Here is a 25,749-nt window from a genome sequence, read left to right as displayed (position 1 = left end):
ACACAAATATAGTAATATTACTTATGAATTGGAGTATTAATTCAATGCGAACAAAAGAAAGGCTGTTGGATTAAAATCCAACAGCCTTTCTTTTGTAATATTTATCGTTTGTATTTATCTTTCGATTTCTGCATCGACTTCGTTAAAGTCAACTACATTTCTTCTATTAGACATTATACGTTCGAATTCATCTTTTGCTCCAACTACAAGCTTGTCAAAGTCACGCTGTCCGGTTCCGGCAGGAATTAAGTGACCACAAATCACATTCTCCTTCAGACCTTCTAAACGATCCACTTTTCCATTAATTGCAGCTTCATTCAATACTTTCGTTGTTTCCTGGAAGGAAGCGGCAGACATAAAGCTATTTGTTTGCAGAGCCGCACGTGTAATACCTTGGAGTATCTGGTTTGCCGTAGCAGGAATAGCATCACGCACTTCAACCAATTTAAGGTCTCTACGTTTCAACATACTGTTTTCATCTCTTAATTTACGAGCAGTCACAATCTGACCAGCCTGTAATGTTTGAGAATCTCCGGCTTCCATAACAACTTTCTTACCCCAGATACGGTCGTTTTCTTCCATGACTTCCAGCTTGTCAACAACTTGTTGTTCAAGGAAGCGAGTATCTCCCGGATCAACTACTTCAACCTTACGCATCATCTGCCTTACAATCACTTCAAAGTGCTTATCATTAATCTTTACACCCTGTAAACGATATACATCCTGAACCTCATTCACAATGTATTCTTGAACAGCAGTAGGGCCTTTAATTGCAAGAATGTCGGAAGGAGTAGTGGCACCATCAGACAATGGCATACCAGCACGTATATAGTCATTTTCCTGAACAAGCAATTGTTTAGACAACGGAACCATATACTTCTTAACTTCTCCAAGTTTTGAAGTTACCGTAATTTCACGATTACCACGTTTGATCTTACCAAATCCAATCTCTCCGTCAATTTCAGAAACCACCGCAGGATTAGAAGGATTACGAGCTTCAAATAGTTCCGTAACACGTGGAAGACCTCCCGTAATATCACCGGTTTTACCTACAGCACGAGGAATCTTCACTAACACTTCTCCCGCTTTTATGCTATCGCCATTTTCTTTAACAACGTGCGCACCAAGAGGTAATGAATAATTCTTCAAATAACTTCCAGACTCGTCAACAATATGAACAGCAGGAGCTTTGGTCTTATCTTTGGACTCGATAATAATCTTTTCCTTCAAACCTGTAGTTTCATCGCTTTCGACCTTATATGTAACATTTTCTATTACACTTTCAAACTCGATCTTACCAGCAACTTCGGAAACGATAACAGCATTAAATGGATCCCATTCAATAATTACGTCACCTTTTTTCACATTATCGCCACTCTTGAAGTACAATTTAGAACCGTAGGGAATATTATGCGTAAGAAGAACGATCTTTGTATTCGGATCGACAATCCTCATTTCAGCCAAACGGCTTACTACTACCTGACAGTCTTTTCCGGTTACATCTTTTGATTCAACAGCACGAAGCTCGTCTATTTCAATAATACCATCAAATTTTGACGTAATATTATTCTCTGTAGCAATATTAGAAGCAATACCTCCTACGTGGAATGTACGAAGCGTCAACTGTGTTCCTGGTTCACCAATAGATTGTGCGGCAATAACCCCAACAACTTCTCCTTTTTGAACCATGCGCCCAGTCGCTAAGTTACGTCCGTAACATTTAGCACAAACACCCTTCTTAGATTCACAGGTAAGAACAGAACGAATTTCAACACTCTCAATCGGAGATTCCTGTATTTTCTTGGCAGCATCTTCTCTGATTTCTTCACCGGCCTGAACAAGGATTTCGCCTGTTTGCGGATGCTGGATATCATGGACAGATACACGACCTAAGATACGTTCATATAACGATGCTATAACTTCTTCGTTATTCTTCAGCTCCGTACAAACAAGACCACGTAAAGTGCCGCAATCTTCTTCATTAATTATAACGTCATGCGATACATCCACAAGACGACGAGTCAAATATCCAGCATCGGCAGTTTTCAAAGCTGTATCAGCCAAACCTTTACGAGCACCGTGAGTAGAAATAAAATATTCCAACACAGATAGACCTTCTTTAAAGTTTGAAAGAATTGGGTTTTCAATAATTTGTCCTCCCTCTGCCCCACTCTTCTGAGGCTTGGCCATCAAACCACGCATACCCGAAAGCTGACGAATCTGTTCTTTTGATCCACGAGCTCCTGAATCCATCATCATGAACACAGAGTTGAATCCATCGTTATCTTCAGTCAGTTTCTTCATCAGAATATTAGACAGCTTACTATTCACGTGCGTCCAGGTATCAATTATCTGATTATAACGCTCATTAAACGTAATGAAACCCATACTATAGTTAGCCAAGATATGTTCTACCTCGTCATATCCTTCTTTCACCAATGCATCTTTTTCCTCTGGGATCAAGACATCGGCAAGATTAAATGACAAACCTCCCTTAAAGGCCATTTGATATCCAAGATTCTTTATATCATCAAGAAATTGGGCAGTACGAGCAACACCACATGTTTTAATAACCAAACCGATTATATCACGTAAAGATTTCTTTCCTAAAACTTCATTGACATAACCAATTTCTTTAGGAACGAACTCGTTCACCATCACACGTCCTACGGAAGTTTCACGCAATAGTCTTACTGGATTTCCATTTTCGTCTATATCATCGACATAAACCTTCACCGGAGCATGAATTGCAACCTTTTTCTCGTTATACGCTATTACAGCCTCTTCTTCACCATAAAATATTAATCCTTCACCTAAAGTCCCGGGACGTAATTTTGTAATATAATACAAACCCAAAACCATATCCTGAGAAGGAACAGTAATAGGTGCGCCATTTGCAGGATTTAAAATATTATGAGAAGCAAGCATTAGCATCTGGGCTTCCAGAACAGCTTCATTTCCCAATGGAAGGTGAACAGCCATCTGGTCACCATCAAAGTCGGCGTTGAATGCAGTACAAGCTAATGGATGTAATTGGATTGCCTTACCTTCAATTAATTTGGGCTGGAAGGCCTGAATACCTAAACGGTGAAGTGTCGGAGCACGGTTTAACAAGACCGGATGTCCTTTCATCACATATTCAAGAATATCCCAAACAACCGGTTCTTTTCTGTCAACAATCTTTTTTGCAGATTTTACAGTCTTAACAATTCCACGTTCGATCAATTTACGAATAACAAACGGCTTGTAAAGTTCTGCAGCCATATTCTTAGGCAGACCACACTCATGCATCTTTAATTCTGGGCCGACAACAATTACTGAACGTGCAGAGTAATCCACACGTTTACCAAGTAAATTCTGACGAAAACGTCCTTGTTTTCCTTTCAAACTGTCAGAAAGAGATTTTAATGGACGGTTCGCATCAGTTTTAACAGCACTTGATTTACGAGAGTTATCGAAGAGTGAGTCAACAGCTTCTTGAAGCATACGTTTTTCATTACGTAAAATCACTTCAGGAGCCTTAATATCTATTAATCGTTTCAATCGGTTATTACGAATAATAACCCGACGATACAAATCATTTAAATCGGAAGTAGCAAAACGACCTCCATCAAGTGGTACTAACGGACGTAATTCTGGTGGGATAACCGGTACAACTTTGACAATCATCCATTCAGGTTTGTTACGACCTTTTGAAGAACGGAAAGATTCAACAACTTGCAAACGTTTCAATGCTTCGTTTTTACGTTGTTGAGAAGTATCTGTACTTGCACGGTGACGTAAATCAAAAGAAAGCGAATCAAGATCTAATCGAGCAAGCAAATCATAGACAGCCTCTGCTCCGATCTTTGCAATGAACTTATTCGGATCCGTATCTTCAAGCAATTGATTCTCTTTTGGTAAAGCATCCAGCACCTGCAGATATTCTTCTTCAGACAATAAATCAAGTTCTTCAACAGTATCTACACATCCTTTCTGAATAACAACATAGCGTTCGTAGTAAATGATAGAATCAAGTTTCTTTGTAGGAAGTCCCAATAAGTAACCGATCTTATTCGGAAGAGAACGAAAATACCAAATATGTGCAACAGGAACAACCAAATGGATATGTCCCATACGTTCACGACGAACCTTTTTTTCCGTAACTTCTACCCCACAACGATCACACACAATACCTTTATAGCGTATGCGTTTGTATTTTCCGCAATGGCATTCATAATCCTTAATCGGACCAAAAATTCGTTCACAGAACAAACCATCACGTTCAGGTTTATACGTACGATAGTTAATCGTTTCTGGCTTCAAAACCTCACCACTCGAGTTTTCCAAGATCTCCTCGGGAGAAGCTAAGCCAATCGTAATTTTTGAAAAGCTACTCTTTATCTTATTTTCTTTTCTAAAAGCCATATATCTTATTTATAAAGAGTTATCGAATAAAATTGCAGACAACATATGTCATTATATCCATTAGAATTAATCCAAAGTAAAGCTTAATCCAAGTCCTCTCAACTCATGTAATAATACATTCAAAGACTCAGGGATTCCTGGCTGTGGCATCGGTTCCCCTTTTACAATGGCCTCATAAGCCTTAGAACGTCCTATCACATCATCAGATTTGATTGTAAGAATTTCCTGCAAAATATGAGCAGCACCAAAAGCTTCCAATGCCCAAACCTCCATTTCTCCAAAACGTTGTCCACCAAACTGCGCCTTACCTCCTAATGGTTGTTGCGTAATCAAAGAATACGGTCCGATAGATCTAGCATGCATCTTATCATCAACCATGTGGCCTAATTTCAAGAAATAAGTTACTCCGACTGTAGCAGGCTGGTCAAAACGTTCTCCTGTACCTCCATCATATAAGTAAGTCTTACCATAACGTGGTACACCAGCTTTATCTGTCCAGTCATTTAAATCATCTAATGACGCTCCGTCAAAGATTGGAGTCGCAAACTTCACATCTAATTCTTTTCCAGCCCAACCTAAAACAGCCTCAAAAATCTGTCCTAAGTTCATACGAGAAGGTACACCTAACGGATTTAAGCAAATATCCACAGGCGTTCCATCTTCTAAGAACGGCATATCTTCTTGACGAACAATTTTAGATACAATACCTTTATTACCATGACGACCAGCCATTTTATCTCCGACTTGTATCTTTCTCTTCTTCGCAATATAAACTTTTGCCATCTGAACAATACCTGTAGGAAGTTCGTCTCCAATAGTAAGATCAAATTTCTTGCGTCTCAGTTCTGCATCTAACTCTTTATTCTTCTTAAGATAATTAAGAACAACTTGTTTAATAAGTTCATTCTTGTCTGAATCAGAAGTCCAACTGCTTACTTGAACAGCATTATAATCTAATTCTTCTAAAGATTTACGTGAGAATTTTGCTCCTTTAGCAATGATATCCGTATTGAGATAATCCTTCACACCTAAAGAAGTTTTCCCGTTCGTCAAAACAAGTAATTTATCAACAAGTTGGCTCTTTAATTCAGCCATCTTTTCATCAAACTCTTCATCCAACTTTGGCAAAATAGCCTTATCAGTTAGCCTTGACTTACGTTTTTTTACAGCTTTGGAAAATAAACTTGTCTCAATCACAACTCCACGTAAAGACGGTGTTGCCTTCAAAGAAGCATCTTTTACATCACCGGCTTTATCTCCGAAAATTGCGCGTAAGAGTTTTTCTTCCGGAGATGGATCTGACTCACCCTTGGGAGTAATCTTACCAATAAGAATATCACCAGGTTCAATACGAGCTCCGACTCTTACTATTCCACGTTCATCCAAATCTTTTGTAGCTTCTTCGCTAACATTAGGTATGTCTGAGGTTAGTTCCTCCATACCTCTTTTGGTTTCACGAACTTCAAGAATATATTCATCCACATGAACAGATGTAAAGAAATCTTCTCTCACCATGCGTTCATTAAGAACGATCGCATCCTCATAATTATATCCCTTCCATGGCATATAAGCAACTTTCACATTACGTCCTAAAGCTAATTCTCCTTTCTCAGTAGAATAACCTTCAGTCAAGATCTGACCACAAACAACTCGTTGTCCACGGTGACAAATCGGACGCAAATCAACCGTAGTACTTTGGTTTGTCTTACGCCATTTTGGTATATTATATGTCTTTACCGCATCATCAAAGCTTACAAACTCTTCTTCTTCAGTACGGTCATATTTTATTTTAATACATGTAGCATCTACAAAGACGACTTCTCCTTCACGTTCTGCCACTATCTGGGTACGTGAATCCTTAGCAACCTGACCTTCAATACCTGTACCAACAATAGGAGCATCTGTCTGTATTAACGGAACAGCCTGACGCATCATGTTAGATCCCATTAATGCACGGTTAGCATCGTCATGTTCAAGGAATGGAATCAACGATGCAGCAATAGAAGCTATCTGTGTTGGAGATACGTCCATCATATCCACCTCAGCAGGACTAACGACAGGAAAGTCTGCTTCAAAACGAGATTTAATACGTTCTCGCACAAACCGGCCGTCATCATCCAACAATGCATTACCTTGCGCAATAGTTAACTCCTCCTCCTCTTCTGCAGTCATATAATGTAAACCCTCATCAGAGAAATCGACTCTACCATTATCAACTTTACGATAAGGAGTAGCAATGAAGCCAAGGTCATTAATCTTCGCATAAACACATAGCGAAGAAATCAAACCAATATTCGGACCCTCAGGAGTTTCAATTGGACATAGACGACCATAATGCGTATAGTGAACATCACGAACCTCAAAACCTGCACGTTCACGCGATAAACCACCTGGACCTAACGCTGATAAACGACGTTTGTGAGTAATTTCCGCCAAAGGATTCGTTTGATCCATGAACTGAGACAAAGCGTTTGTTCCGAAGAAAGAATTAACTACAGACGAAATGGTCTTTGCATTAATCAAATCTATCGGAGTAAAGACCTCGTTATCCCGAACATTCATACGTTCTCTCACAGTACGGGACATACGAGCCAAACCAATACCAAACTGGTTATATAACTGCTCTCCCACCGTTCTAACACGACGGTTACTCAAATGGTCAATATCATCAACTATCGCTTTTGAATTAATTAATTCAATAAGATACTTGATAATTTCAATAATATCTTCTTTTGTCAGAACTTTTACATCATCACTTGTAGTAAGTCCCAACTTCTTATTAATACGATAACGCCCTACCTCCCCTAAATCATAACGTTTTTCAGAGAAGAATAGATTCGTAATTACCTCACGGGCACTTGCTTCATCCGCAGGTTCAGCATTTCTTAACTGTCTGTAAATATATAAAACAGCTTCTTTCTCCGAATTACTGGGATCCTTTTGCAACGTATTATAAATAATTGCAAAATCAGACAGGTTGTGATCTTCGCGATGCAACAATACGTTTTGAGTTCCCGATTCAAGAATAGCTTCAATATTGTCGTTGTCCAACACAGACTCACGATCAATTATTACATCATTACGTTCAATTGAAACAACCTCACCAGTATCCTCATCAACAAAGTCCTCAACCCATGTTTTCAAAACACGTGCGGCCAATTTGCGGCCAATGAGTTTTTTGAGATTAGTTTTTGTAACTTTTACTTCTTCAGCAAGATTAAATATCTCAAGAATATCCCTATCACTTTCAAATCCGATAGCTCTTAACAGAGTTGTTACCGGTAATTTCTTTTTACGATCAATATATGCATACATGACATTATTAATATCAGTTGCAAATTCAATCCAAGAACCTTTAAACGGGATAATACGTGCTGAATAAAGTTTAGTACCATTCGCATGAATACTTTGTCCAAAAAACACCCCTGGAGAACGGTGTAACTGAGATACAACAACACGTTCAGCTCCATTAATCACAAATGTACCCCTTGAGGTCATATATGGAATTGGGCCGAGATAAACGTCTTGTATAACGGTATCAAAGTCTTCATGATCGGGATCAGTACAATATAGTTTTAATTTCGCTTTTAACGGAACACTATATGTAAGCCCCCGAGCAATACATTCATCAATGGTATAGCGGGGCGGATCAATATAATAATCCAGAAATTCCAACACAAAATTGTTTCTTGTATCTGCTATAGGGAAATTCTCAGCAAATACCTTGTACAAACCCTCCTTCTTCCGTTTTTCAGGAGGTGTGTCAAGTTGAAGAAAGTCTTGGAATGACTTCAATTGTACTTCGAGGAAGTCTGGATAAGGAAGGGAATTCTTTATCGAAGCAAAATTAACTCTTTGGTTTTCAGCTGTTGAAGACATCTATTAAGGAATTTATTGAACTTAATGAAATTATAGACACAAAAAGGTTAAGAATCCCCATTTGCGAAGATTCTTAACCAAGTACACCTGGTTACCAGGCTATAAGGCTTATTTAAGCTCAACTTCAGCGCCAGCTTCTTCTAAGCTCTTTTTCAATCCTTCTGCGTCAGCTTTAGCAATACCTTCTTTAATGTTGCTAGGAGCACCATCAACTAAATCTTTAGCTTCTTTAAGACCAAGACCTGTTAATTCTTTTACTAATTTAACGATAGCCAATTTGTTAGCACCTGGAGCTTTCAAAACAACATCAAAAGATGTTTTTTCTTCTTCAGCAGCAGCACCAGCAGCAGCAGGACCAGCAACAGCAACAGCTGCAGCAGCTGGTTCAATACCATATTCTTCTTTAAGGATAGTTGCTAATTCGCTAACTTCTTTTACAGTTAAATTCACTAATTGTTCAGCAAAAGCTTTTAAATCTGCCATTTTTGTATGATTTAATTTGTTTATTTATCTTTTATTTGTTTATCGTTCAGCAAGAGTAGTTAAAACTCCGTGAATAGTTTGACCTGATGATTGAAGTGCAGAAACAACATTCTTGGCTGGAGATTGCAACAAAGCAATAACATCACCAATAAGTTCATTTTTACTCTTAATATCAACCAAAGCAGTTAGGTTATCAGCACCAATATAGAAACTTTCCTGTACATAAGCAGCTTTCAATTGAGGCCTACCTTCTCCCTTTGAGTCTTTAGTAAAATCTTTGATCAATCTTGCAGGTCCATTTGCCACTTGTGAAAACATCACAGCCGTATTTCCCTTCAAAGCAGTATGCAGTGGAGAAAAATCAATCTCTGTTAAATTTTCCAACGCTTTTTTAAGCAAAGTGTTCTTTACCACAACCAACTTCACCTCGCGCTTAAAACACTCCCTTCTCAATGCGCTTGTTTTTTCCGCATCTAAAGCTTCTATATCTGTTAAATAGAAGTTAGGGTATTCTTGTACGATAGATGTCAATTGTTCTATTACAGCAACTTTATCTTCCTTTTTCATCGTCCAATTATTTTATTAATTTTCTTCAACTGATTTGGGGTCAATTTTAATCCCCGCACTCATTGTACTAGAAAGATAAATGCTCTTTATGTACACTCCCTTAGCAGCTGTCGGTTTCAACTTATTCAAAGTAGAGATAAATTCTTTGGCATTCTCACGAATCTTATCAGCATCAAAAGACACCTTTCCGATTGACGTATGAACAATTCCTGTTTTATCTACTTTAAAATCAATCTTGCCCTGTTTAACCTCTTTAATAGCATTGCCAATCTCATTAGTAACAGTACCGCTCTTAGGATTAGGCATTAATCCGCGAGGACCTAACACACGACCTAAAGCACCTATTTTACCCATGATAGAAGGCATTGTTATGATAACGTCAATATCAGTCCAACCACCTTTGATCTTATTAATATATTCATCCAATCCAACATAATCAGCACCAGCTTCATTAGCCTCTGCTTCTTTATCCGGAGTACATAATGCAAGAACCCGAACCTGTTTTCCTGTTCCGTGAGGAAGAGAAACAACCCCTCTCACCATCTGATTAGCCTTACGGGGATCAACGCCTAAACGAACATCAACATCTACTGAAGCATCAAATTTTGTTGTGGTAATTTCTTTTACCAATGCAGATGCTTCTTTCAATGTATATACTTTCCCAGCTTCAATCTTGCCTAAAGCTAACTTTTGATTTTTTGTCAGTTTACCCATCTCAATTGAAGTTTATTAATTATTTTCCGGGAACGCCCCTTTAACCGTAATACCCATACTTCTAGCAGTACCGGCAACCATTTTCATTGCCGAATCCAGAGTAAAACAATTCAAATCGACTAATTTGTCTTCTGCAATCGCCTTAACTTGTTCCCAAGTAATTTCCGCAACTTTCTTACGATTAGGCTCAGCAGAACCACTCTTCTGTTTCGAAGCCTCCAATAATTGGATTGCAACAGGAGGAGTTTTTACGACAAAATCAAACGTCTTATCAGCATAGTAAGTAATCACCACAGGTAATACTTTACCAGCCTTTTCCTGGGTTCTGGCATTAAATTGCTTGCAGAACTCCATAATATTAATACCCTTAGAACCTAAAGCAGGTCCAACAGGGGGAGAAGGATTTGCTGCTCCTCCTTTAATCTGCAATTTAATTTGTCCAGCAACTTCTTTAGCCATTTTTCTAAAATTTAGATATATATAACATCAAAAACTGAAAGAAAGCTCTCTCCGTAACAAGAAAACTACTCTTTCTCAACTTGCATATAACCCAACTCAAGAGGAGTTTTTCTACCGAAAATCTTAACCATTACCTTGAGTTTTTTCTTATCAGTATTCACCTCTTCGATTACACCGCTAAATCCGTTAAACGGACCAAAGGTGACTTTAACATTTTCACCCACATAATACTGGACATCCAACACATCTTGTTGCTCTTGCAACTCGTCAACCGTACCTAAAATACGACTAACTTCAGCAGGACGTAGCGGAACGGGATTTTCCGATCCTCCAAGAAATCCAATTACATTAGGAATATTTCTCAATCGATGAGCGACCTCTCCAACCAATGCAGCTTCAACAAGTACATATCCTGGCAAATAGGCTCTTTCTTTCATCACCCTTTTACCATTCCTTACTGTGAAAGTTTTTTCGGTAGGAATTAATACCTGAGATACGTATTCTCCCAAGTCTGTATTTTTCAATTCAGCCTCCAGATATTCTCTTACCTTATTTTCCTTCCCGCTTATAGCGCGAAGCACATAAAATTTTTTCTGAATGTCAGACATTGTTAATACAGATTAAAGGACATTTTCATACAAGAAACGTATCACCCCTTCAAAACCTAAGTCTATCACAAAAATAAGTGCAGCTATTATCAGGGAAGCAAACAATACAATAACAGCACTATTAGATAGTTCAATTCTGGTGGGCCAAGAAACTTTATAAACAAGTTCGTTATAAGATTCTTTAATATATGCAATTATCTTTTTCATTAATCTATAGATTTTTGCACGGAAGGAGAGGCTCGAACTCCCGACACCTGGTTTTGGAGACCAGTGCTCTACCAACTGAGCTACTTCCGTATAAATAGCCAGCCTCTTTTGAAGCCGGCTATTATATTAGTTTATCGAATTAGTCAAGTAATTCTGTAATCTGACCAGCACCTACAGTACGTCCACCTTCACGGATTGCAAAACGAAGACCTACATTACAAGCTACCGGATAGATAAGTTCTACAGTAATTGTTACGTTATCACCTGGCATAACCATTTCAGTTCCTTCAGGAAGAGTGATTTCACCAGTTACGTCCAATGTACGAATATAGAACTGAGGACGATATTTCTGATGGAATGGAGTGTGACGACCACCTTCTTCTTTCTTCAAGATATAAACCTCCGCTTTAAAGCGAGAATGAGGTTTTACCTGTCCTGGGTGACAAATCACCATACCACGTTTGATTTCATCTTTGTCAATACCACGAAGTAACAAACCTACGTTGTCACCAGCTTGACCATCATCAAGAAGCTTACGGAACATTTCAACACCTGTAACAACAGATTTCTTTCCTTCAGCACCAAGACCTATAATCTGTACTTCTTCACCAACTTTAATCTTACCAGTTTCGATACGACCTGTAGCTACAGTACCACGACCTGTGATTGAGAACACGTCTTCAACCGGCATAAGGAATGGCTTGTCAACTTCACGAGGAGGCAGTGGAATCCAAGTATCACAAGCTTCCATAAGCTCCATGATTTTATCTTCCCAAACTGGTTCACCATTCAATCCACCAAGAGCAGATCCACGGATAACAGGAGTATTATCACCATCGAAATTATAGAATGAAAGAAGTTCTCTCATTTCCATTTCAACAAGGTCTAACATTTCTTCATCATCCACACTATCACATTTATTCATGAAAACAACCAATCTTGGTACGTTTACCTGACGAGCCAAAAGGATGTGTTCGCGAGTTTGAGGCATAGGACCATCAGTTGCAGCAACTACAATGATAGCACCGTCCATTTGAGCAGCACCCGTTACCATGTTCTTTACATAGTCAGCGTGACCCGGACAGTCAACGTGAGCATAGTGACGATTTGCTGTCTGATACTCTACGTGAGAAGTGTTAATAGTAATACCTCTTTCTTTTTCTTCTGGAGCGTTATCGATTGAGTCGAATGAACGCAATTCAGAAAGACCTTTTTTTGCCAATACAGTTGTAATAGCAGCGGTCAAAGTCGTTTTACCGTGGTCAACGTGGCCAATCGTACCAATGTTAACGTGGGGTTTCGATCTGTCAAAATGTTCTTTTGCCATAACTTAAATTGTTCTTATTTGATTAATGATCATGTTCTTTATTCAACATCACATTGCTAAAAATGTACTATATCTTATCTTAGAGCCGGTGCCGAGACTTGAACTCGGGACCTCTTCCTTACCAAGGAAGTGCTCTACCGCTGAGCTACACAGGCAAAAAGAGCGGAAGACGGGGCTCAAACCCGCGACCCTCAGCTTGGAAGGCTAATGCTCTATCAACTGAGCTACTTCCGCAATTTTGTTTCGTGGGCAGTGATGGATTCGAACCACCGAAGGCGTAAGCCAGCTGAGTTACAGTCAGCCCCATTTGGCCACTCTGGTAACTGCCCCCTGATTTCTAAAACGCTTTTGAGCCTCTTGTCGGATTCGAACCAACGACCCCGAGATTACAAATCACGTGCTCTGGCCAACTGAGCTAAAGAGGCGTTTTATGCTAAAAAAGAGCCGTTTCGACATCAGGGCGAAACGGCTGCAAATTTAGGCATTATTTCTTAGATACCAAATTTATACTCTTTTTTTTATTTGGTTTTTGATTTTTCTTTATGTTTTAATAATTGCTTCGACAATGCCTCCGCACAGCCATCAACAGCTTCCTCAAATGTATCGGCTATCTTTTCCGCAAAAAGCTCTCCATTTCTGATCTTAAGACTAATTGAAGCTTCTTTATTCATTGCTACCTCCGGTTTTACAACCTTAAGAATAATCTCGGCAGACAGAATACCATCGTAGTACTGTTCAAGCTTCGATACCTTCTTCTGTACAAACGCTTCTAAAGCTTCTGAAGCATCAAAACGAATAGACTGAATTCTAATATCCATAATAACCTCCTTTTTTAGCGCCCTTGGATGGGCATGATATACTTTCTTTAATTCCTCAAAGCTAGTATGAGTATATATACTGGTTGAAGCTAAACTACTATGACCTAATAATTCTTTCACAGCATTCAACTCCGCACCATTATTCAACATACTGGTTGCAAAAGAATGTCTTAACACGTGTGGACTACGTTTCGCCAATGACGGTACTGTCGAAAGAGATTTCTTAACGACAGAATAAACAATTCCGGGATAAATAGGCTCTCCGTGTTTTCGCACAAAGAACCAACCCGAGCCTACTCCGACTTCTTTATCTCTACATTGAAGATATTGAGACATCAAATCTCTCAGATTATCCGCAAACGGGATTAGCCGTTGTTTATTTCTCTTTCCGTTAACCCTCAGCAACGATTTGTCAAAATCAATATCGACATCTTTTATTCCTACTAATTCAGACCTCCGAATTCCCGTATCATATAAAAGCTCGAGTATCAACCTATCGCGTACGCCCTCAAAATCGTCCCCAAACTGATCACCATCCAAAATCTGAGCCACTTCATTTTCTCTTATAAAATAAGGTAAGGGCTTTTTGTTTTTGGGGCCGGTCATCAACCGGATAGGATTAGTTAAGACAACTTGTTGTCTAACAAGAAACTTAAAAAAAGACTTCAAAGAACTTAGTTTTCGATTAACTGTCGTAGAGGATAAATTCACACTCATTAAATAAGCAATCCAACCTCTGACTTTATCCGAGTCGATCACCACCGGATCAAACTCTTCATTCAATTCATTTCTAACATAATCCTCAAACTGAGCAAGATCTTTCTTATATGCCTCAATTGTAAGTGCAGAATAATTTCGCTCGAAATTAAGATAGTCTAAAAATAAATCGATCCACATACTCGTATCAAATCAACCTATGCTTTGCTACGAATATATGAATTAATTACGAAAAAAACAATACCTGAATGAGAAGAATTAATCTTCCATTTGCTGCAATTTTTGTACGTAAGCAGCACGCATCATCATTTTTCTTTTTTCTACAGAAGGTTTTGTAAAAGCCTGACGACCTCTCAGTTCTTTAACAATTCCTGTTTTTTCAAACTTTCTTTTAAATTTTTTAAGAGCTCTTTCGATGTTCTCTCCTTCTTTCAATGGAACTACAATCATAATTAATTTATTATTTTGTTTTTAGTATAGACATAAAATGGGCAGCAAAATTACGGATTGTTTCCTTATTACCAAAACTTTCCATCAATTAATTGTTTCAGAAAATTCAATCTGTAAAGATATTCACACGCTAATGCCTTAACCGTTCTTTCCTTAAAACAGACTCACACAGTTTCTTTTTATCTAAATCGCGCTATTCGGTGGTTTAAATTTCTAATTTTGCCTATTATTATTTGACACCAACAAGAAATGAAACGGTTTATTTATTTTTATTGTCTTTTTCTTTTATATGTAATTCATTTTACGGCCGGCGCACAAAATAACGAAACGGGTAAATTAGTGCTCGGAGCGGAACGGACAGAGGTGGTATTGCACAATATTTCAGGAAAGAGAACTGCATTAGTGGTAAATCAAACATCTATTTTGGAAAACGTGCAGATGCACTTATTAGATGTATTATTGGCTAACGGTGCAGATGTCAAGAAAGTTTTTGCTCCTGAGCATGGATTCAGAGGGACTGATGATGCGGGAGAAACTGTAAAGGATAGTAAAGATCAAAAAACAGGACTTCCTATTATTTCATTATATGGTAAGAATAAGAAACCGACGGCGGAACAACTTGAAGATATTGATGTGGTTATTTTTGACATACAGGATATAGGTGCTCGTTTTTACACCTATATAAGTACGATGCATTATGTTATGGAAGCTTGCGCAGAAAACAATAAAGAGTTTATTGTATTAGACCGTCCTAATCCCAATGACTTTGTGGATGGACCGATACTCAAGCCGGGGTTTGAATCGTTTGTCGGCATGCATCCAATACCCGTTTTACACGGGTTAACGGTCGGTGAATTAGCCTGGATGATTAACAGCGAAGGTTGGTTAAAAAGTGAACCGGATTCTTGCCGGTTGAAGATTATCAAAATGGAAAACTGGCAACATGGTGATCCTTATTGGCTTCCGGTTAAACCGTCTCCTAATCTCCCGAATGATCAATCTATCCGCCTATATGCCTCTCTTTGTTTCTTTGAGGCAACAAATATCAGTGTAGGCAGAGGTACATACTTTCCTTTTCAGGTACTTGGAGCGCCTAATCCTAAATATGGAGAATTTACATTTACTCCGGTTTCCTTGCCGGGATTTGACACAAATCCTTTACACAAGGACAAAAGATGTTATGGTGTAGATCTAAGGGAGCTTCCTTTTGAGGGAGGACTTACTCTGAAGTTTTTCTTCGATTTCTATATGAAGTCGGGAAAGGAACAGGCTCTTTTCTTTACAAGACCTCATTGGTTCGATCTTTTAGCCGGCAGTAAGGAACTGCGTACGCAGATTGTAAAAGGTCTTACTGAGGAAGAAATAAAAGCTTCCTGGCAAAAAGACCTGGAAGCTTTTAAAAAGTTACGTAAGAAATATCTGTTATATAAAGACTATCGCTAATTCTTTATAAAAAAGCTTTTATTTTCGTTGGATCAAGATGAGTTGAGTATCGTCAACGTCATAAAATGCTATTTTCATTTTTGAATCCTTCGCTGGAACAGATTCAAAACGAACAACTTTTTCTAAAGTGGCAAGCAACTCTTGTTCAGAACTTAGAGCCGGGCAAGCCATACGCGTTGTTATCGTTTTTGAAAACGAAATACGATCCGGTTGTTTCGCATCATGCACTAAAACTCCTGTCATCCGATTACATCCGGCATTTCCCGAGAAGCGTTTTTCTGCAACATCGAAAGAAAAGAACTGTTTGTAATCTTCTGTGGTAATTGTTTTCCCATTTACCTCTACAACATTCCATTCACCCTCAAGTCCGGAAAATGTAATCATATTCTTCTGTGTTTTACAGCCGACAAAAGTCAGTAAAAAAACAATGGTCAGACCGGCAAATAAATACTGTTTCATATTACAACGCTTTTTCAAGCAAGAACAAGACAGCTCCGTTATTATCTAACAATTGAAGCCCCGTTGCACTGGCAGCTTTTTTTACCGATGCAACTTTATCCAATGCTTTCAGAACCTTACCCTCTGTCTCCATATCGGGACAAGCCATCATCGTTGAAACAGCCTGTGATATTTTAAAGGAAGAAATCTTGGCCGGATCGACCTGATATCCTGCGTTAAAATTATTACAACCTGCATTTCCGTGTAATCTTTTTTCCGCCGTATCAAATTCAATGAAAGGTAATTTGTCTCCAGTGATTTTTTCACCAGCCACTTCCAGGATATTCCAACGACCGGAAATTAAAGACGACACATCTTTTTTAGACGCTCCACAAGAGGAGAACAGAACAACACTTAAAAAAACAGTTAATATACTCCAAAAACTTCTTTTCATAATTCTTTTTATTTTAAACGTGTAACTTTAGAATAAGACGCAAAATCAAGTCGGTTTGTTCTTAAAACCTCCTCGTTTTTGCATTTATTAACTACTCCATAAAGATAGAGATTAGGCCGTTTCCATCTTATTTATTTTTTATCTTTGTTCGATAAACTAATTCAGACGACTTACTAATATGCTAACTAATCCATTTAAAACTTCTCATATACTTGTTCTATTTACTTTATTCGCATTTTTATGTTCGTGCAATTTACAGAAGAAAGAACAAGATAAAGATATAATTACAGAGGCACCCGATACCATTCAACATATTTATCAATATGGTATATGTATAGATACATTGGATTATGCTGAATATTTTATTAAAAACGGAGATAATCCGGCTTCTATTTTTGCATCACTTGGTTTTAGTGCGGCAAAAGCGGATAGTATCAGTCGTTCTACGACGGAGGTTTTAGACCCTACTAAAATTCAGGCAGGTCGTCATTATTTCACGTTTACAACGCAGGATAGTCTTGGAATAATACGATATATGGCCTTTGCAAAGTCGTTAACGGATTATGCGGTAATTGACTTAACCCAAGACAGTATTGTTGTTTCTGAATTTTGCAAACCGGTTACATATAAACGTGAATACGTAGAAGGAACCTTAAATTCTTCTCTTTGGAATGTCATCAAAAATCAGGGTGGAGATCCGCAATTAGCAATGAAGATTGCAGATGTTTATGCCTGGCAAATTGATTTTTTTGATGTAAAAGATGGCGATGCATTTAAAGTCATCTATGATGTGGCGTATATAGATGATACTACCGCTTTGAATATTGACAAAATTTATGGTGCGGTCTTTACGCATCAGGGAAAAGATTTTACAGCCATCCCTTTTGTACAGGATAGTGTTTTTGAGTATTTTGATCCGGATGGGAATAGTCTTAGAAAAGCGTTCCTAAAGGCTCCACTCGATTTCTTCAGAATCACTTCCCGGTTTAGTAATGCCCGATTCCATCCGATTCTGAAACGTTACCGTGCGCATCATGGTGTAGATTATGCAGCACCGATAGGCACTCCTGTCAAAAGCATCGGAGCAGGTACTGTAATTGCTAAAGGCTATCAAGGAGGAGGTGGCAACTTCATTAAAGTAAAACATAATTCTGTCTATACGACTACGTATATGCATTTAAGTAAGTTTGCCAAAGGGCTGCAAGTAGGGAAACATGTACAACAGGGTGAAGTTATCGGGTATGTAGGCTCAACCGGATTGTCAACCGGGCCTCATTTAGACTTCAGAGTTCACAAAAACGGACAAGCAATCAATCCGTTAAATATGGAAGCGCCTCCTTCACTTCCTATAAAACCAGAATTAAAAGATAGTTTTGCAATTGTAAAAAACACTATCTTAGCAGCATTAGACAGTTGCCATACTCGTTATAAAGTTAAACCAGAAACAACACAAGAACATGAAAGTATTAGGTAATATCATATGGTTACTTTTCGGAGGTATTCTTACCAGTATAGAATATCTGATTGCAAGCATCCTGTTAATGATTACAATCATCGGAATCCCCTTTGGGCTGCAAACTCTTAAATTGTCGATATTAGCTCTTTGGCCATTCGGTCAGGAGATAATCAGCGAACCTTATTCGGGAGGTTGCCTCACCGTTTTAATGAATGTGATCTGGATATTAATAGGAGGAATCTGGATATGCGTCACGCACTTATGTTTTGGCTTGTTATTGTGCGTTACGATAATTGGAATTCCTTTCGGATTACAACATTTTAAAATGGCGGGACTTGCTCTTTCTCCTTTCGGGAAAAAAGTTATCTAAAATACACTTCAGTCGATAAGGGGATACGCTCTCTTCGCCTCTTCACGCGTACAAGCGTTAAAATGCCACCATTCATATAAAATCGTACGAAATCCGGACTGCCTCATAATCCTACGGAGCAGCAACCTGTTTTCCAATTCCTGCCGTGTGATTTTCTGCTGTTGCACCAAAGACTCTTCGGATGTAATATGTGCCTCTTTCCCTAAAAAATCAAACCCTGTTCCCATAGATAACTCTTTGCCATCGCCGTCAAGAATAGTTACATCAACAGCCATTCCGTAATTATGCAGACCACCGCCCTTAGCAGGATTGCTCACATAATTCGTTTTGTCCGTCCCTCTTACAACATTCCACATCTTACGTTGTACCGACATCGGACGTGCCGCATCAAAGACAAGCAATGAATAAGACGGGTATTCTTTCTTCAATAACGCCTGAGCTTTTAGCAGCTTTTCAGCCGCATCCGGATGTAGCCAAACTCCGGTTATGCCTTCGTAAACAGCCTCTCCCATTATGTTCTCCGGTGCAGCATATTTGAGATCTACCCGTATTGTCGTATCCATCGCAGCAACGTTGACCAGGCCTTTCTGCTCCAAATAAGCATCAAGATCTCCCGCTGAAGCAGACACAACAGCGAAAAGAAAGTAACAGATACATAATGCGACAGATTGTTTTTTCATCCGGCTAATCTATTGAAATTTGCTCTACAGAAATATCCTCAGAGAGAAAAATAGAAGCTGTTTCAGAAAACTTTTCAGCTGATTCAGTAGTAAGGAATCGTGAATTCTGCCCTTTAGTCAGTCTGTTTCTCATTTCCGGATGACGAAAAAGATAGTCTTTTAAACTTTCGGCCACTCGTTCTCCTTGCGAGAATAACGTCACTCCATCGGGTAAGTACTGTCTTATCTTTTGAATGAGTAATGGATAATGTGTACAACCAAGAACGATCGTGTCGATTTGTCCATCTTTTAAAAACAACTCATCTAAATTCTTACGAACAAAATAGTCTGCTCCGGGAGAATGAAATTCATTGTTTTCCACTAAGGGTACCCACATAGGACACGCTTCTCCGGAGACTGTTATATGGGGAAACATTTTCGCGATCTCAAGTTCATAAGAGCAAGAAGATATTGTCCCCGCCGTGCCTAAGATTCCCACGTGCTTCGTTGTGCTTAATTTGTCCAATACCTCAACTGTAGGCCTGATAACACCTAACACACGCCTATCACCATCCCAGGCCACAAGATCCTGTTGTTGAATTGTACGTAGGGCTTTTGCGGAGGCCGTATTGCAGGCAAGAATAACTAATTGGCATCCTTCCTCAAAAAGACGAAAAACAGCTTGTTTTGTAAATCGATAAACCACTTCGAATGAACGCGGACCGTATGGCGTCCGTGCATTATCCCCTAAATAGATATAATCATATTCCGGCAAAACCTTTCTGATTTCATTCAGGATGGTTAATCCTCCATATCCCGAGTCGAAAACTCCTATAGGCCCTGACTTTATCCGTAACATCTTTGATCTATTAAATAAATAAAAAAAGGATGCCGGTCATAACTATGACTAACATCCTTTCTTTTATACTCTATTTCTATTCTTATTTCAATCCTAATTTTGTCTTTACGAAAGGAGTTGCGTCAATAGCATTTGTTCCTCTGAAAAGTAAAGCTGCCGGATCCACAATATAAGTATATCCCTTTTCAGTTCCAACTGAGTTTATCGCATCCTGTAGCTTCTGTTGAATAGGCATCATTAATTCTTGCTGTTTTTTCTGCACATCTTGTTGGGCTACCTGAACAAAATTATCCATACGTTCACGGATATCATCAATTTCCTGCATCCTTCTCAACTTAATATTTTCTGTCAAAGAATCTTGTTGAGCTACATAAGCAGAATATTTGTTCGTATATTCATCCTGCATACTTTTCAACTCAACTTTATATTTCTCGTTCAGATCAGCCATCTGAGTTTCCATAGCAGAAACTTCCGGCATAGCCATGAATACTTCCTGAGTATTTACAAATGCGATCTTTACTTCCTGAGCAAAGGCTCCCAATGGGAGAATCAAAAACAATAAGATAATAAGTTTCTTCATCTTTTATTCTATTACTTGTTATTATTCAGCTACATACTTAACTAAAAGCGCACAAATGTAAGCAATTATTTTGAATATCCTAAGCGAATCAAGACTTCATTACTGATGTCAATTTTAGGAGACGCAAAAATAATACTCATTGCAGAGGCCCGGTCAACAACCAACTGATAACCTTTTTGTTCGGAAATCTCTTTGACTGCATTATAGACCTCATCTTGTATTGGCTTCATCAGACTTTCTCTCTTTTTATACAATTCCCCGTCTGCACCAAAATACTTACGTTTGAGTTCCTGTGCTTCCTGTTCTTTCTTAACGATTTCTTCTTCGCGTTTTGTCTTCATTTCCGGAGATAAAAACACCAAGTTGCTCTGATACGTTTTATACATATTCTGAGCCTCCTGTTGAATTGCTTCAACCTCATTCTGCCATTTCTGTGAAATCTGGCTAAGTTGTTCATTCGTCATTTCATATGCCGGAATATTTTTCAGAATATATTCCCAGTCAATTAATGCAAACTTTTGAGCAGAAGCAGCAAAAGTACATAGAAAAATGACACTGAATAATGCTATAATTCTTTTCATATTCTTTCTCTTTTTAGTAATTACTCCCTCTTATGACTACAAATATAACCGAGCGTTTATTACAAACATTCTAAATTACGTTAATTAAAACTCCTGACCTATAATAAAGTGGAAATTTCCTCCACTTCGTTCGCCACTGCTACTATAATTAGGAGTATCAAAGCCATATGCCCAGTCAATACCCATCAACCCGATCATCGGCAAGAAGATACGTACCCCTACTCCGGCTGAACGTTTCAGATCAAAAGGATTAAATGATTTTAGTGTACTCCAGGCATTACCGGCTTCCACAAACGCCAATCCATAAATAGTAGATGAAGGCTCCAGTAAGAATGGATAACGTAACTCCATCGCTAAACGAGAATAAGCATATCCCGGGTTATAATAATCGGCTATACTACCATTTTCATATCCTCTAAGACCTATTGTTTCGGTAGCATAAGTACTTCCATATCCAGTCATACCATCACCACCCATATAGAACGTTTCAAAAGGAGATCGTTTATTCTGATCATAAGCACCAAGGAATCCATATTCAACACGTGTCATCAACACAGGTGTACGCTTAACCGTTAATGGGGCTAAAGGAGAGAATATTTTTGCTTTAAATTTCCATTTATGATATTCAATCATTCTGTACTTATCTTCCGAATCATCCGATAAAGAAGCATAATCTTTACCATCCCATAAAGAATACGGAGGAGTAGCCGACACAGATAATGAGAATTGCGATCCCATACGAGTGTACAGCGGATTATCGATAGAACTACGTTGCAATAATAATTCCAGATTTATATTATGACTCGTACCGTTACGAACAAGGAAATAATCCCAGTCTTTCATCATATACATCTGATAATTTAATGTAGCCATAAACTGGAAGTAGTCATCCGGCCAGTTCAGACGCTTACCATAACCTGCAGCAATACCCAGCATCATAATATATTTATCCGGATTGTAGGCTGCTTCATAGTTATAACTCGAGCCATAGCCTCCATAACCATAACTTCCATAACCATAACCTCCGTAGCCACTGCTATAATACGGATTGTAATAACTATTATTACTCAAATAACTACTGCTTATATCTGTTTGCTTAGAGAAATAGGCACTTACTGATAAGGTATTCGGCCGTTTTCCTCCGAACCAGGGATCAAGGAAAGAAATACTGTACGCCTGATAATAACGTCCGTTTGTTTGTCCGCTAAGAGTCAACGTTTGCCCTTCTCCCTGAGGTAAAATTCCCTTATAACTTTTTGGATTCAGGAAATTACTCATAGAGAAGTTTGTAAATTTCAAACTCAACTTACCAATCACTCCTGTTTGTCCCCAACCTGCAGAGAATTCTATCTGGTCGTTTGCTTTCGATGTCAGATTATATTCGATATCCACTGTTCCGTTTTCAGGATCAGGGATTGGCTTGGGAGACATATTTTCCGGGTCAAAATGCCCCATCTGAGCAATTTCGCGAATAGAACGCATCAAATCATCACGACTAAACAACATACCCGGTTTTGTTCTCAACTCCCGACGAACAATATCTTCATACAACCGGTCATTTCCGTTAATAATAATGCGGTTGATTGTTGCCTGCACTCCTTCATAGATACGTATTTCCAAAGAGATAGAATCATTATGTACATCCACTTCAACCGGATCAGCATTAAAGAATAAATAACCATTATTGAAATAGACATTAGAAACCGCATCTTCATCAAGAGATAAACGTTCATTTAGTTTCTTCTGATTATAAACCTCTCCGGGTTTCATATTAAGAACAGACTCGAGATAGTCTGTAGGATAATGCGTATTACCTATAAAACGAATATCTTTCAAATAATATTTCTGGCCTTCGTCAATAGTCAGGAATACATCCACACGCTTCTCATCATGATTGATAACACTGTCTGCAGTTAAGACAGCATCACGATATCCTTTTTCATTGTATTTGTCAATGATATTCTTTTTATCATTTTCATATTCTTCAGTCGTAAATTTCTTTGTACTGAACATCTCACGAATACTGGTTCTGAAATCACGTTTAAGCGAGAAGCGTTCATTCGTTTTCTTCATCACCTTTTTGAGGTCGTAATCTGTCAAGGCATCATTACCTACGAAATAAATACGATTGATCTTGGTCTTTTCGTTTTTATCTATATTGATATCCAGGATAACTTCACCTTCTTTAGAAAGATCGTCTTTCTGCAAAATCTCAATATCAACATTTTTAAACCCTTTGGCATCAAAATAGCGTTGCATCACAATCTTTGCACGATCCATCAGGTTAGGTGTCACTTGGTGTCCTTTTCTCAACCCAAGTTTTAAATCAAGGTCTTCCCGCTCTCCTTTTTTTATGCCATGATAATTAATCTCTGAAATTCGGGGACGTTGTTTTAACTGGATTTCAAGCCATACCTGATCACCTTCAATTTTTGTTGCTAAAATTTTAACATCAGAGAAAAGACCATTTCTCCAAAAGCGTTTAATAGCTCCGGTTATTTCTTCACCGGGTATAGCAACCTCGTCACCAACGGACAAACCAGACAAACCGATTAATACATAATCCTCATAATTACTTTTCACACCCGTCACAGCAATATCTGCGATTTTATATCGTTTTGGAGATAACGAGTACGAAACAACCGGCACTTCTGCCGGCACATCAACCTGGGTAGTGTCATTTTCCTGGGCGGTTAAGCCATAAGCAAAACCTAAGAAAAACAAAAATAGCACTAATCTTTTGTACATATTAACAGCTATTGTTTATAATTAATTTGCTCACTTGTTTTACCAAAACGCCTTTCACGTTGTTGATAATACAATATAGCTCCATACAACTCTTCTTCTCTGAAACTTGGCCAAAACACATCCGTAAAGTATAGTTCTGCATACGAAAGCTGCCAAAGCAGGAAGTTACTGAGCCTTTTCTCTCCCCCTGTTCTTATTAAAAGATCCGGATCGGGAATATCTCGAGTAGTTAGGTGTTTTGAAACCACAAGTTCGGTAATATCTTCGATATTCAAATCGTTTCTTTTTACTTTTTCTGCCAATTGCTTCATTGCATCGGTGAGTTCCCAACGAGAGGAATAACTAAGAGCCAAAACAAGGGTAGTTCCTGTGTTGGCCGAAGTCTGATTAATGCAATCTTGCAATGTAGCGCGCGTACCTTCCGGCAATTGCAACAAATTTCCAATAGCCATCAATCTCACGTTATTCTTCATAAGATCCGGGGTTTCTTTATGAATTGCGGAAACAAGTAATTGCATAAGTGCACGAACTTCTTCCTCCGGACGATTCCAGTTCTCTGTTGAAAAAGTATAGACCGTAAGGTACTTTAAACCGATAGCTGTTGCTGCCTCAACAATTTTACGAACAGATACAACGCCTTCCTGATGTCCATAACTGCGGTCTTTTCCCCGTTCTTTTGCCCATCTTCCGTTTCCATCCATAATAACCGCAATATGTTGCGGCAAACTATTTCTATCTATTTTATCTTTTAATGACATTTTGTCTTTGTTTCTTTAAAAGCCGGAAAAGCGTTGTATATTATTACAAGGCCTTGTCCGCGGACCGAAGTCCCAAGTTACTGACAAAAGAAATAACGAATGCCAATCATTATTTTTCAACCAGTCTGAATTCAGATTGTAAGGATCATCCAAAATAGCGGCTCCTTCAAAATTATCACCAAATAATTTACGAACCGTAAATTCACAACCTAAATTCACTCTATTTTTTACTTTATACTTAACCCCTACTCCTAAAGGAATATTAGGGCCAACAAAAGTGTTACTTCCTCCTGTCGCGACCGTAATTCCAAGTCCAAATACCACATAAGGTGTTATTTTCTTGGTATTCATATAAGCATACTTGTCGCTATATGGGAAAAAGTTGAATTCCATCTGACCTCCGAGATCTACCACATTACGATCAAATGTTGCTTGTGAATTTTCGGGAAAAACATTATCTAATCCTTCCGTACTCCCGGTAACCTTAGCCCACGCCAGATTTCCCTTAAAAGCAACCCTGAAATTCGCATTATAGCGGAATACACCTCCGAATGCAGGATTTAAATTCTTAAAAACACCGCTTTTATTTGCATCCCCCATATAAAAGGAAGTACCGGCAATACCTCCGATTTCATACTTATATTCCTGAGCACGAAGTTCCACAGGCAAGATAAGTAAAAGGATTATCAGAATCAGCTGTTGAAAAGAAGTAGAAGTCATATAAATCGTTTCTTATAGTTCTATACCTTCTTTTTCTAACGGTAAAA

23 protein-coding genes and 5 tRNA genes are annotated in these 25,749 nt (G+C 38.5%); 3 read left to right on the top strand and 25 right to left on the bottom strand.

Annotation, left to right across the window (positions count from 1 at the left end):
* Positions 1-114: 114 nt before the first annotated feature.
* From rpoC to rpsU, 16 genes are all read right to left on the bottom strand, one after another.
* Entirely contained in the window at positions 115-4,407 is a 4,293-nt protein-coding gene (gene rpoC / locus PHT93_RS04955; protein ID WP_300240190.1) for a DNA-directed RNA polymerase subunit beta', read from the bottom strand.
* 66 nt (positions 4,408-4,473) lie between these two features.
* Positions 4,474-8,286, bottom strand: coding sequence for a DNA-directed RNA polymerase subunit beta (gene rpoB / locus PHT93_RS04950; RefSeq protein WP_300240188.1), 3,813 nt, complete (start codon positions 8,284-8,286; stop codon positions 4,474-4,476).
* Positions 8,287-8,394: 108 nt separating this feature from the next.
* On the bottom strand, positions 8,395-8,769 hold the full coding sequence (gene rplL, locus PHT93_RS04945; protein WP_085536905.1) for a 50S ribosomal protein L7/L12: 375 nt from the start codon (positions 8,767-8,769) through the stop codon (positions 8,395-8,397).
* Between the two features lie 39 nt (positions 8,770-8,808).
* Positions 8,809-9,336, bottom strand: a complete 528-nt coding sequence (gene rplJ, locus PHT93_RS04940) for a 50S ribosomal protein L10 (RefSeq protein WP_300240183.1) — start codon at positions 9,334-9,336, stop codon at positions 8,809-8,811.
* Between the two features lie 15 nt (positions 9,337-9,351).
* Positions 9,352-10,050: a 50S ribosomal protein L1 gene (gene rplA, locus PHT93_RS04935; RefSeq protein WP_300240181.1), complete on the bottom strand. Its 699-nt coding sequence runs from the start codon at positions 10,048-10,050 to the stop codon at positions 9,352-9,354.
* Between the two features lie 15 nt (positions 10,051-10,065).
* Entirely contained in the window at positions 10,066-10,509 is a 444-nt protein-coding gene (gene rplK / locus PHT93_RS04930; RefSeq protein WP_300240179.1) for a 50S ribosomal protein L11, read from the bottom strand.
* A 65-nt stretch (positions 10,510-10,574) separates the two neighbouring features.
* Positions 10,575-11,117 (bottom strand): transcription termination/antitermination protein NusG, encoded by a 543-nt coding sequence (gene nusG, locus PHT93_RS04925; protein ID WP_300240177.1) that lies wholly within the window; start codon positions 11,115-11,117, stop codon positions 10,575-10,577.
* A 12-nt stretch (positions 11,118-11,129) separates the two neighbouring features.
* Positions 11,130-11,324, bottom strand: coding sequence for a preprotein translocase subunit SecE (gene secE / locus PHT93_RS04920; RefSeq protein ID WP_300240174.1), 195 nt, complete (start codon positions 11,322-11,324; stop codon positions 11,130-11,132).
* A 17-nt stretch (positions 11,325-11,341) separates the two neighbouring features.
* Positions 11,342-11,414 (bottom strand) — tRNA-Trp (locus PHT93_RS04915).
* A gap of 49 nt (positions 11,415-11,463) precedes the next feature.
* Positions 11,464-12,651 carry an elongation factor Tu gene (tuf, locus tag PHT93_RS04910; protein ID WP_300240172.1) on the bottom strand — a complete coding sequence of 396 codons (1,188 nt, stop codon included), beginning with the start codon at positions 12,649-12,651 and terminating at the stop codon, positions 11,464-11,466.
* A gap of 83 nt (positions 12,652-12,734) precedes the next feature.
* A tRNA-Thr gene (locus tag PHT93_RS04905) sits at positions 12,735-12,806 on the bottom strand.
* A 6-nt stretch (positions 12,807-12,812) separates the two neighbouring features.
* Positions 12,813-12,885 (bottom strand) — tRNA-Gly (locus tag PHT93_RS04900).
* A gap of 12 nt (positions 12,886-12,897) precedes the next feature.
* Positions 12,898-12,980, bottom strand: a tRNA-Tyr gene (locus PHT93_RS04895).
* 22 nt (positions 12,981-13,002) lie between these two features.
* Positions 13,003-13,076: transfer RNA gene (locus tag PHT93_RS04890), tRNA-Thr, on the bottom strand.
* A 93-nt stretch (positions 13,077-13,169) separates the two neighbouring features.
* Positions 13,170-14,366: a ribosome-associated translation inhibitor RaiA gene (gene raiA / locus PHT93_RS04885; RefSeq protein ID WP_300240170.1), complete on the bottom strand. Its 1,197-nt coding sequence runs from the start codon at positions 14,364-14,366 to the stop codon at positions 13,170-13,172.
* Between the two features lie 78 nt (positions 14,367-14,444).
* A complete protein-coding gene (gene rpsU / locus PHT93_RS04880) occupies positions 14,445-14,636 on the bottom strand; it encodes a 30S ribosomal protein S21 (protein ID WP_300240169.1) in 192 nt (63 codons plus the stop codon).
* A 249-nt stretch (positions 14,637-14,885) separates the two neighbouring features.
* Here rpsU and PHT93_RS04875 point away from each other — a divergent pair, with 249 nt between their 5' ends.
* Positions 14,886-16,079 (top strand): DUF1343 domain-containing protein, encoded by a 1,194-nt coding sequence (locus PHT93_RS04875; RefSeq protein WP_300240167.1) that lies wholly within the window; start codon positions 14,886-14,888, stop codon positions 16,077-16,079.
* A gap of 18 nt (positions 16,080-16,097) precedes the next feature.
* Here the strand turns inward: PHT93_RS04875 and PHT93_RS04870 are convergent, their stop codons facing one another.
* On the bottom strand, positions 16,098-16,538 hold the full coding sequence (locus tag PHT93_RS04870) for an META domain-containing protein (RefSeq protein ID WP_300240165.1): 441 nt from the start codon (positions 16,536-16,538) through the stop codon (positions 16,098-16,100).
* 1 nt (position 16,539) lies between these two features.
* Entirely contained in the window at positions 16,540-16,971 is a 432-nt protein-coding gene (locus tag PHT93_RS04865) for an META domain-containing protein (RefSeq protein ID WP_300240163.1), read from the bottom strand.
* A gap of 178 nt (positions 16,972-17,149) precedes the next feature.
* Here PHT93_RS04865 and PHT93_RS04860 point away from each other — a divergent pair, with 178 nt between their 5' ends.
* Complete coding sequence (locus tag PHT93_RS04860) at positions 17,150-18,445, top strand: peptidoglycan DD-metalloendopeptidase family protein (RefSeq protein ID WP_300240161.1); 1,296 nt, start codon at positions 17,150-17,152, stop codon at positions 18,443-18,445.
* Positions 18,429-18,797 (top strand): YccF domain-containing protein, encoded by a 369-nt coding sequence (locus PHT93_RS04855; protein ID WP_300240159.1) that lies wholly within the window; start codon positions 18,429-18,431, stop codon positions 18,795-18,797. Before PHT93_RS04860 ends, PHT93_RS04855 begins: the two co-directional genes overlap by 17 nt.
* A gap of 8 nt (positions 18,798-18,805) precedes the next feature.
* Here PHT93_RS04855 and PHT93_RS04850 read toward each other — a convergent pair whose 3' ends face one another.
* The 7 genes from PHT93_RS04850 to PHT93_RS04820 all read right to left on the bottom strand — a co-directional run bounded on the left by PHT93_RS04850 (position 18,806) and on the right by PHT93_RS04820 (position 25,702).
* A complete protein-coding gene (locus PHT93_RS04850; protein ID WP_300240157.1) occupies positions 18,806-19,477 on the bottom strand; it encodes a M15 family metallopeptidase in 672 nt (223 codons plus the stop codon).
* A gap of 4 nt (positions 19,478-19,481) precedes the next feature.
* Positions 19,482-20,315 (bottom strand): glutamate racemase, encoded by an 834-nt coding sequence (gene murI / locus PHT93_RS04845; protein WP_300240155.1) that lies wholly within the window; start codon positions 20,313-20,315, stop codon positions 19,482-19,484.
* Between the two features lie 82 nt (positions 20,316-20,397).
* Positions 20,398-20,895 carry an OmpH family outer membrane protein gene (locus PHT93_RS04840; RefSeq protein WP_300240152.1) on the bottom strand — a complete coding sequence of 166 codons (498 nt, stop codon included), beginning with the start codon at positions 20,893-20,895 and terminating at the stop codon, positions 20,398-20,400.
* A gap of 65 nt (positions 20,896-20,960) precedes the next feature.
* Positions 20,961-21,476 carry an OmpH family outer membrane protein gene (locus tag PHT93_RS04835; RefSeq protein ID WP_300240150.1) on the bottom strand — a complete coding sequence of 172 codons (516 nt, stop codon included), beginning with the start codon at positions 21,474-21,476 and terminating at the stop codon, positions 20,961-20,963.
* Positions 21,477-21,560: 84 nt separating this feature from the next.
* Positions 21,561-24,224 (bottom strand): POTRA domain-containing protein, encoded by a 2,664-nt coding sequence (locus tag PHT93_RS04830; RefSeq protein WP_300240147.1) that lies wholly within the window; start codon positions 24,222-24,224, stop codon positions 21,561-21,563.
* An 8-nt stretch (positions 24,225-24,232) separates the two neighbouring features.
* Positions 24,233-24,982, bottom strand: coding sequence for an isoprenyl transferase (locus PHT93_RS04825; RefSeq protein WP_300240145.1), 750 nt, complete (start codon positions 24,980-24,982; stop codon positions 24,233-24,235).
* Between the two features lie 15 nt (positions 24,983-24,997).
* Complete coding sequence (locus PHT93_RS04820; RefSeq protein WP_300240143.1) at positions 24,998-25,702, bottom strand: DUF6089 family protein; 705 nt, start codon at positions 25,700-25,702, stop codon at positions 24,998-25,000.
* Positions 25,703-25,749: the final 47 nt, after the last annotated feature.

The sequence above is a fragment of the Massilibacteroides sp. genome (assembly GCF_028705895.1).
Lineage (GTDB): Bacteria > Bacteroidota > Bacteroidia > Bacteroidales > Tannerellaceae > Massilibacteroides.
Note: the sequence above shows the minus strand (reverse complement) of the source record. Positions and strands in the feature narration are given on the sequence as shown.